Source organism: Brevibacterium sp. SIMBA_078, from assembly GCF_046534565.1.
Classification (GTDB): Bacteria; Actinomycetota; Actinomycetes; order Actinomycetales; family Brevibacteriaceae; genus Brevibacterium.
The window spans coordinates 1-266 of the sequence record NZ_JAWRYQ010000277.1 but is presented as its reverse complement, the minus strand read 5'-3'; the positions used below and the strand labels follow the sequence as shown (position 1 = coordinate 266).

Genomic DNA, 266 nt, shown 5'->3' with positions numbered 1-266 from the left:
CATGTGGATGAAATTGTTTAAGTTTGACAATTCTACTCGTAAACCAGCCTAATACAAAGCAGCCAATCAAATTAATGAGTAAGGTTCCTAAAGGGAAATCATATCCCCACCAAGAATGGGTAAACACTCCCAAGTAATATCTAAGCAGACTGCCAATTATTCCGCCTGTTCCCACTAACAAATAAATCATTTTATACCACCTCTTTCAATCATTTAGGCAAAAAAATAGACTCCTACCCATCTATAAAGTGGGTAGGAGTCATTAG

The 266-nt window shown here is 36.8% G+C and carries 1 protein-coding gene; it reads right to left on the bottom strand.

Annotation, left to right across the window (positions count from 1 at the left end):
• Positions 1-190: CrcB family protein (locus tag SB749_RS19720; RefSeq protein WP_410711797.1), on the bottom strand; the 190-nt coding region annotated here is incomplete at its 3' end.
• Between the last annotated feature and the right edge of the window lie 76 nt (positions 191-266).